The 8,579-nt window shown below is 68.0% G+C and carries 5 protein-coding genes and 1 tRNA gene; 5 read left to right on the top strand and 1 reads right to left on the bottom strand.

Annotation, left to right across the window (positions count from 1 at the left end; genetic code table 11):
- Window positions 1-384: 384 nt before the first annotated feature.
- Window positions 385-894 carry a tRNA adenosine(34) deaminase TadA gene (tadA, locus tag VKH46_14450; GenBank protein ID HKB72045.1) on the bottom strand — a complete coding sequence of 170 codons (510 nt, stop codon included), beginning with the start codon at window positions 892-894 and terminating at the stop codon, window positions 385-387.
- Between the two features lie 198 nt (window positions 895-1,092).
- Between tadA and VKH46_14445 the strand changes: the two genes are divergently transcribed.
- The 5 genes from VKH46_14445 (at window position 1,093) to VKH46_14425 (ending at window position 8,032) form a co-directional block, all read left to right on the top strand.
- Window positions 1,093-1,383, top strand: a complete 291-nt coding sequence (locus VKH46_14445; GenBank protein ID HKB72044.1) for an HU family DNA-binding protein — start codon at window positions 1,093-1,095, stop codon at window positions 1,381-1,383.
- A 99-nt stretch (window positions 1,384-1,482) separates the two neighbouring features.
- Window positions 1,483-1,559: transfer RNA gene (locus VKH46_14440), tRNA-Arg, on the top strand.
- A gap of 975 nt (window positions 1,560-2,534) precedes the next feature.
- Complete coding sequence (locus VKH46_14435) at window positions 2,535-4,916, top strand: S-layer homology domain-containing protein (GenBank protein ID HKB72043.1); 2,382 nt, start codon at window positions 2,535-2,537, stop codon at window positions 4,914-4,916.
- A 64-nt stretch (window positions 4,917-4,980) separates the two neighbouring features.
- Window positions 4,981-7,656 (top strand): TIGR03960 family B12-binding radical SAM protein, encoded by a 2,676-nt coding sequence (locus VKH46_14430; protein ID HKB72042.1) that lies wholly within the window; start codon window positions 4,981-4,983, stop codon window positions 7,654-7,656.
- Window positions 7,657-7,660: 4 nt separating this feature from the next.
- Window positions 7,661-8,032, top strand: a complete 372-nt coding sequence (locus tag VKH46_14425) for a 6-carboxytetrahydropterin synthase (protein HKB72041.1) — start codon at window positions 7,661-7,663, stop codon at window positions 8,030-8,032.
- The last annotated feature ends 547 nt before the right edge of the window (window positions 8,033-8,579 follow it).

The raw sequence follows: 8,579 nt of genomic DNA, 5'->3' as shown, positions 1-8,579 counted from the left end.
TCTGAGGATCGCACTGCCGAGGGCCCCAAGGATCGGAAGTTTCATGTGCCGCGTGCGGCCCCCCTCGAAGCGACGGCCCTGACGCGATCCGATATATCCCTCCCGAACCTTCCGGATCAGAGAACTCGAAGCCGAGGCGCTTCGCGCGTCGCGGGCTTTGCCCGCGACAGTTTGACTCGCATCTTCGATGCTCGGCATCGTTCGCCCGACTCGGGGCGAACGATGTCGGCGAGCATCTAACCTGGGGGAGGCACCCCCCAAGCCCCCTCCCCAACTTGCCGGCGCATACCGCGCGCACGGGCGTGCGCGAAGCCTCGGAGCGAAGCAGAGGGCTTTGGCGGAGGCGCCGCGAAGCGGCAAGCCGGCGCAGCCGGCAAGGAGTATCTATATCCTCTTCTTCCCGGGCTTCGCCTCCGGCTTCGGGGCCTTCGCGGCCCCCTTCCCCCGCCTCTCCCGAAAGAACCGCCGGAGCAGCTCCGCCGATTCTTCCCCGAGCACGCCTCCGGAGAGCGCGCAGCGGTGATTCAGCCGCGAATCGCTCGCGATCGCTCCGAGCGTAGCGACATAGCCCGCCTTCGGATCGGCGCAGCCGTAGACGATCCTCGCGATCCGCGCGTTGACGCACGCGCCCGCGCACATCGCGCACGGCTCGAGAGTGACGTACAGCGAGCACCCGTCCAGCCGCCAGTTCCCCGCGCGCGCCGCCGCCTTCCGGATCGCCTCGATCTCGGCGTGGTGGGTCGGATCCGCGGCCGATTCCCGGCGGTTCGAGCCGCGGCCGAGCACGCGTCCGCCTCGCACGACCACGGCTCCGACGGGCACCTCGCCGCGATCCGATGCCCGCGCCGCGAGACGAAGCGCTTCGCGCATCCATCGTTCGTCGTCGTCCGCCATCGACTCAGAAATAATTCTGGACACGGCAAATCCTCGCTTTTTCCTCTATTTTTTCAAGAATCCCTTGCGTTTCGCCATTCTCCGCGCTAGATTCCCTCGAAATCAAGACGGCGGCAGGGAAAAGTTTTCCGTCCGTTGTGAAAGCTTGAAAAACGCTGCTTCCAAAGACAGGGTGGCGTAAATGAAAGGAAGGATTCAATGGCCAAAGCGATGACCAAATCCCAGATCGCCGATCATCTCGCGAAGAAGACCGGGGTCACGAAGAGAGTGTCGACCCAGTTCCTCGAGGAGCTCGCCGCTCTCGCTCACAAGGAAGCGAAGAACTCGTTCACGATCCCCGGACTGGGAAAGATGGTCCTCGTCAACCGGAAGGCGCGGATGGGCCGGAATCCCGCGACGGGCGAGCCGATCAAGATCGCGGCGAAGCGCGTCGTGAAGTTCCGCGTCGCGAAGGCGGCCAAGGACGCGATCCTGGGCCCCAAAAAGTAACTCCGTTCGCGGGCGGTCGAAGAGGCGCGGTTCGTCCGCGCCTTTTCTTTTTGGCCGCAATTGAAAATCCCCCCGAATTTCGCTAATCTGCGCGCCCCTGCACCCGTAGCTCAATTGGATAGAGCATCTGACTACGGATCAGAAGGTTGGGGATTCGAATTCCTCCGGGTGCACCAATTACGCCGAGAACGCCCACGCTAAGAGCCAATCCCTCCGCCGAGCGAAGACCCTGAGGAGGAATCGCCAAGCACGCCAGTGCGCCAGGCCATTCCTCCGGGTGCACCAAAACCTGCTTCGCTTCGCTCGCAGACGCCTCGCGCAACCTCGCATCCGCTCGGACGCTCCGCGGATCGCGGCTCCGCCGCGATAGTTTTGGACATCCAACCTGGGGGAAGCATCCCCCAAGCCCCCTCCCCAACCGGCATGGGCATTCTCACACCGCAATGTTCCCCAACCAGAGGAATCGCCAAGCACGCCAGTGCGCCAGGCCATTCCTCCGGGTGCACCATTTTCCGTCGGCCGCGCGCCGCGCTCCGCTGGAACCGCGCGGCCTCCCACATCGCGGACCTCCTCCGCTCGGTTACTTCGCGGAGACTTTCCGCGATGTGTCCTCCGCGGCTCGGGCAGGTGCCCTCAACCGCTCCAGGGCCCGTCGAAAGCTTCGGCACCGTCGCGACGCTCGCGGAGCTCGGGTCGCGAGCACCAAGTTTCCTTCGCGCGGCGTCCTTCGCGGCTCGGGCTCCTGCGCGGACGACCGGCGACACCTGCCGCGGGTACGCGGCATCCTCTCCCCACGGGAGAGGGCATTCGGAAGCTCGCTTTGCTCGCGGCTCCAGGTGCCCTCGACCGCTGCGGGACCCGACCAAGACTGAGAACCTTCGCGACCTCGCTGCGCGGTATCCAGCGCGGTCCGTCGCCTTGCGACGGGTCCGCCGCGAAGCGGCGGCGCACCAGCGCCGGCGCGCCGATCGACGAGCACGCGCGTGCGAAGTCTCATCGCGAAGCGATTTCCGCAGCTCGGAGCTTCACCCTCCGAAGCGCGCGAACAGGGCAGGAAATTTGCACGGCGTGCGGCGGATGCAAGGACCGGTTTTCGATGTTCCCGCGTCCCGTCGCGGTGACGCGTCGCCGGATCGTTCGAATCCGGAGCGATGAGATCCCGCCTTCTTCCGGCGCTCGCCGTCGCGGCCCTCGGGGCCGCATCGATCGCGAGCGCAGCGATTCCGGCGACCGAACGACAGGTTCTCCTCGATCTCTATTCCTCGACGAACGGACCCGGCTGGACGCACCGCACCGGCTGGGGCGGCCCGGCCGGCACCGAGTGCTCCTGGTACGGCGTTCAATGCGACGCCGCAGGCGGACACGTCACCACGCTGAATCTCGACTCGAACAACCTCGCGGGCCCTCTCCCTGCCCTCGCCCCGCTGTCCGCCCTGCGATACGGCATTCTCTCGAACAACCGCCTCACCGGCACGATTCCGACGGTCTCCAGCCTCACGCAGCTCCGGATCCTCGAGTTGTACGCGAATTCCCTGACCGGTTCGATCCCGAGCCTCGACGGGCTCTCGTCGCTCACCTCGCTCGAGCTGAACAGCAACCAGCTGACCGGATCGATTCCGTCGCTCGCGAGCCTCACGAGCCTCCAGGTCCTCGACCTCGACACGAACGCCCTGACCGGTCCCGTGCCGAGCCTCTCGGCGATGACGCAGCTCCAGTACATCGCGCTCGACACCAATCGGCTCTCCGGGCCGATTCCGAGCTTCTCCGGACTGACGCAGCTTTCCGATTGCGAGCTCTACGCCAACGATTTCGGCGGATCGGTCCCGAGCCTCGCGAACCTCCCGAATCTCCGGATCCTCCTTCTCTCCAACAACGCGCTGACGGGACCGTTTCCCGACGTCACCGGCACCGCCCTCGAAACGCTGGACCTCGACTACAACTCTCTCTCCGGTCCGATTCCTTCGACCGTGGGAAACGCGAAGACGCTCCGCAACCTCCTCTGCGCGGGAAACGTCCTCGTCGGGTCCCTTCCTTCGTCGCTCCCGGGGCTGACGAGCCTCGCCGACGGAGGAAGCGACTTCCGTTACAACGGCCTGTACAGCACGAGCGCGTCGCTCACGTCGTTTCTCGACGGAAAACAGGAGGGGGGAGACTGGCAGTCGACGCAGACGATCCCGCCGGCCGGCGTCTCCGCGGGCTTCCCGACGAACAACGCCGTGCGGCTTTCCTGGACGCCGATTGCCTACACGGCCGACGCCGGGGCGTACGACGTCTGGATCTCGACGGCGAGCGGAGGCCCTTTCGCGCTGTTCGGCTCGACCGAGGACAAGAGCACGAGCGAGATGACGGTCACCGGGCTCGACCCGTCGAGCGCCTACTATTTCGCGGTCCGCACGACCACGGACCCGGGGGCGAACAACGCGAATCGGGTCACGAGCGGCGACAGCACGCACGTCTCGGCCGGGACGACGTCGTGCGGCGCCTGCGCCCTGACGCCCGCCTCGTTCCTCGTCGAGGGGGTTTCGCCGTATCCCCCGTCGACCTCCGAGCCGAACGGCGTGCTCGAGCCGAACGAAACCGCGTCGGTGACGCCGATGTGGACGAACACGACGGCCGGCGCGATCGACGGCGTCAGCGGATCGCTGGCGGGCTTTTCGGGTCCGAACGACGGCGGAGAGACTTACGCGATCACGGATGCATCGGCGTCCTACGGCAACATCCCCGCCGCCGAGACGCGGTCCTGCGGATCGAGCGCGTACCAGGTCCGCATCTCCGCGTCGAGCCGTCCCGCGGCGCATTGGGACGCTCTCGTCCAGGAAACGCTGAACACGGGAGAGGTCCACACCTGGACCCTCCACGTCGGCGACAGCTTCAGCGACGTTCCCCCCTCGAGAGGTTTCTATCCGTACATCGAAACGATCTTCCACCACGGGATCACGACCGGATTCAGCGCGGGGGTCTACGGGCCTTCGGCCTCGACGCGGAGAGACCAGATGTCCGCCTTCATCGCCCGCGCGCACGCCGGGAGCGACCCGGCGATCCCGACGTCCGGAAGCGTTCCCGGCCTCGGGAAGTATGACTGCGAGAGCGGCGGACAATCGCTGTTCACGGACGTGTCGCCGGCGAGCGGATTCTGCAGGAGCATCCATTACATCGCCGCCCACGGCATGACGTACGGGTGCAGCGATGCGGCGCAGTTCTCGTCGAGCTTCTGCCCCGCCGTCGACATCACGCGGGCGACGATGGCCGTCTTCCTCGCGCGCGACCTGGCCGGCGGCGACTCGAACGTTCCCTCCAGCGCCTCCAGTGCCGCGACCGGCCGCTCCTACGACTGCACGGACGGAAAGCCCAACGCGTTCCCGGACGTCTCGGACGCGAATCCGGACTGCCGGTACGTCTACTTCATCTGGTCCAAGGGGATCGTGGACGGGTTCTCGAACGGCGATTACGGCCCGGCCGGCGCCGTGTCGAGGGACCAGATGGCCAAATACCTGACCAACGCCTACCGGCTGACGCTGTCCGACGCCCGGTAGGCTTGCCGGCCCGACGTTCGCGTCCGGTCATGTAAGATCACAGATTCTACGGAGGGTCCCGGTAATGCGCTTCGTCTCGGTGCGGCCGAAAATCGATCCCCTGCTCCCGTTCGTCGAGCGGCCGGGCCGATACATCGGCCTCGAGCGCAACGCCGTGCGCAAGGACCTCGCCGCCGCGTCCGCGACGCTCGCGCTCGCCTTCCCCGACACCTACGAGATCGGGATGTCGCACACGGGGCTGAAGATCCTCTACGAGATCGTCAACCGCCGGACCGCGTGGGCGTGCGAGCGCGTCTACGCGCCGTGGACCGACTTCGAGGCGAAGATGCGCGAGAACGGCATCCCGCTCTTCACGGTCGAGTCCTTCTCGCCCGCCGCCGACTTCGACGCGCTCGGCTTCTCGCTCCAGGCCGAGGTCAACTACTCGAACGTCGTGAACATGCTCGACCTCGCGAGGATCCCGCTTCTCCAGCGCGACCGGCGCCCGGAAGACCCGATCGTCATCGGCGGCGGCCCGTGCACGGCCAATCCCGAGCCGCTCGCGATCTTCTTCGACGTCTTCCTGATCGGCGACGCCGAAGAGGCGCTGCCTCTCTTCCTCGAGCGGCTCGAAGCGGCGAAGAGCGCGGGCGAGCCGCGCGCCGCGTTCCTCGAGAGCCTCGCCCGCGTCCCCGGTTTCTACGTGCCGTCTCTCTACGACGTCGCCTACCGCGAGGACGGGACGATCGCCGCGATCTCCCCCAACCGGCCGGGAGTCCCGGAGCGCGCCCGCCGCGTGTGGATCGAGCGCCTCTCTCCCGATCACTATCCCGAGAAGCCGGTCGTCCCGTCCGTCGACATCGTGCAGGACCGCCTCGGGCTCGAGATCATGCGCGGCTGCACCCAGGGATGCCGGTTCTGCCAGGCGGGCTACTGGTACCGGCCCGTGCGCGAGCTCGACCCCGGCGACGCCGCCGCGATGACGAAACGCTTCATCCAGGAGACGGGCTGGTCCGAGGTCGGGCTGCTGTCGCTCTCGACGGCCGACTACTCGCAGATCGAACCGCTCGTCTCGTGTCTGGCGCCCCAGCTCGCCGAGCAGAGGGTGTCGATCTCGCTCCCGTCGCTGCGCGCCGAGGCGTTCTCCGTCGGTCTCGCCGACGCGGTCTCCGAGGTCCGCAAGTCCGGGTTCACGTTCGCGCCGGAAACGGGCTCCGACCGGCTGCGCCGCGTCATCAACAAGACGTTCACGAACGCCGACATGGTCAAGGCCGCCGACGCCGCATTCTCGCGCGGCTGGGACCTGATCAAGGTCTACACGATGATCGGACTGCCGACCGAGACCGAGGCGGACTTAGACGAGCTCGTGACGCTCGTCCGGGACATCCTCGCGCAGGGACGACGCCACGGGCGCAAGAACGTCAACGTCTCCGTCGGCTCGTTCGTGCCGAAGTCCTGGACTCCGTTCCAGTGGTCCGCCTTCGACGGAGCGGAGAAGCTCCGCGAGAAGGTCCGGTATCTCCAGGACAGGTTCCGGAGCGTGCGCGGAGCGAAGATGAAGAGCCACGCGCCGGCCGAGGCCGAGATCGAGTGCGTGCTCTCGCGCGGCGACCGGCGGATGGGAGAGGTGATCCTCGAGGCGTGGAAGCGCGGCGTGAAATTCGACGGCTGGAGCGAGCACTTCCGCCACGACCTCTGGCACGAGGCTTTCGCCGCGGTCGGCCTCTCTCCGGATCGTTACCTGCGCGAATACGCGGTCGACGAAATCCTGCCGTGGGACGTCATCGACGCGGCCGTGACGAAGAAGTTCCTGAAGATCGAGCGGATCAAGGCTCTGCGGGAGCACGAGACCGAGGACTGCAAGTGGGGGCACTGCTACGCCTGCGGCGTGCCGGGCAACGGCGAGGACACCGTGCTCGCGAAGCCGATGGGAGCGATGCTTCCGGTTGCCGCCTCGCCGGCGGCGTCCATCGCCGCCTCGCCGGCGGCCGTCGCGGACGCCGGCGCCGCGAGGCCGGACGCCCTTCCGGCGGCCGCCGGGAACGGGTCTCTTCCCGCGGCCTACACGGACACGGCCAAGGGAGCCGCCTACCGGCAGAAGTCGATGCCCGACGTCGCGTCGGCGCCGCGCCGGCGTCCGGGCTTCGGGTCCGACCCGCGCCCGCGGATGCGCTACCGGCTGACGTTCGAGAAGCTCGGCGACGCCCGATATCTCTCCCACCGGAACACGATGGACGCCTTCGAGCGCGGGATCCGCGCGGCAGGGATGCCCGCGGCCTACTCGGAGGGCTTCAACCCCCGCATGCGTCTGTCGATGGGGCCCGCGCTCGCGCTCGGGCTCGAGTCGCGGTCGGAGGTGCTCGACCTCGAGACCACGGCGGCGCTGCCGGCCGACGCCGCCGCGCGAATCAGCGACCGCCTTCCTCCGGGGATCCGCGTGACGGCCGTCGAAGCGCTCGCGCCCGGCGCTCCCCCGCTCTCGAAGGCGATTCGCGGCGCCGCGTACTCGGTCGTCCTCGGTCCCTCGCTCCACGCACGCGCCCGTTCGGTGGCGGACAACGGCGCCCGAGCGCTCGCGCCGGCGCTGCGCTCGCTCGCCGTCGATCCTTCCGGCGAGCGCCTGCGGTTCGAGGTGAACCTCGACGCGTCGTCGGGAGAGACCGCCACCCCGCGAAAGGTCGTCGAGCAACTCTTCGCGCTCTCGCCCGAAGAGATCACCGCTCTGCCGATCACGCGCGAGGCGACGTTGCTCGCCGGGTGACCTCATGCCGTTCCGAGTCACCGTCGAAGCCCGCTTCGAAGCCGCGCACTTCCTGATCCACTACCGCGGCCAGCCGGAGCCGCTCCACGGCCATTCCTACCGCGTCGAAGTCGTGCTCGAAGCGGCGAGCCTCGATCCCGACGACCTCGCCGTCGATTTCGTGGGGGCGAGGGAGCTGGTGAAAGGAATCGCCGCCGAGCTCGACTACCGAAACGTCAACGACCATCCGGCGTTCGCCGGCCGCAACACGTCGGCCGAGAACATCGCGCGCCACTTCGCGGAGCGGATCGCGTCCTCCGGCGCGGTCGCGCCCGCGCGAGTCGTGGAAGTCGTCGTTTGGGAGGGCCCGGAGAACCGCGCCAGCTGGAAAGGCTAGCGCGGACGATGCATCGAGCCGGAATTCAGCGCGGTCCGTCGCTCCGCGACGTACCGGCCGCGTAGCGGCCGGCGCGAAGCGCCGAGCGCGTCAATCGCCGAGCACGCAGTGCGACGGCACACGGGCGCGTGCCGCCCGCGTCGCCCTCAACGTACGTTCTCAGTACGCGTCGGGACGCCGCGGCCGACCCGCATCCCGTCTCGCTCGCGCCTCGCCGCGCCTCACCGTTAACCGCAGCGAATTCACTGGACCCTAGCGGTGGCCGAGTGCGACTCGTGCGCCACTGGCGGCTCGCAACGGGAACGCGATTCTCAGGCGCGGCCAGAGGGGTTGGAAGACGGGTTCGGGCGAGCCGGCCCGCCGGGAGTCGCGAGTCATTCCGTCAGGAGTCCCGCGTCGGCGTCCGCTGGAATCACCTGACGGCGCGGCGAGGCGCGAGCCCGGCGGCTTTTGGACTCAAAATCATTCCTAGGCGCGGCCAGAGGGGTTGGAAGACGGGTTCGGGCGAGCCGGCCCGCGGGCGCGGCGTACCGAGGCGTACGTTAAG

The organism is Thermoanaerobaculia bacterium, assembly GCA_035260525.1.
Classification (GTDB): Bacteria; Acidobacteriota; Thermoanaerobaculia; order UBA5066; family DATFVB01; genus DATFVB01.
The sequence above is the reverse complement of the archived record's forward strand: the minus strand, read 5'-3'. Positions and strand labels throughout refer to the sequence as shown.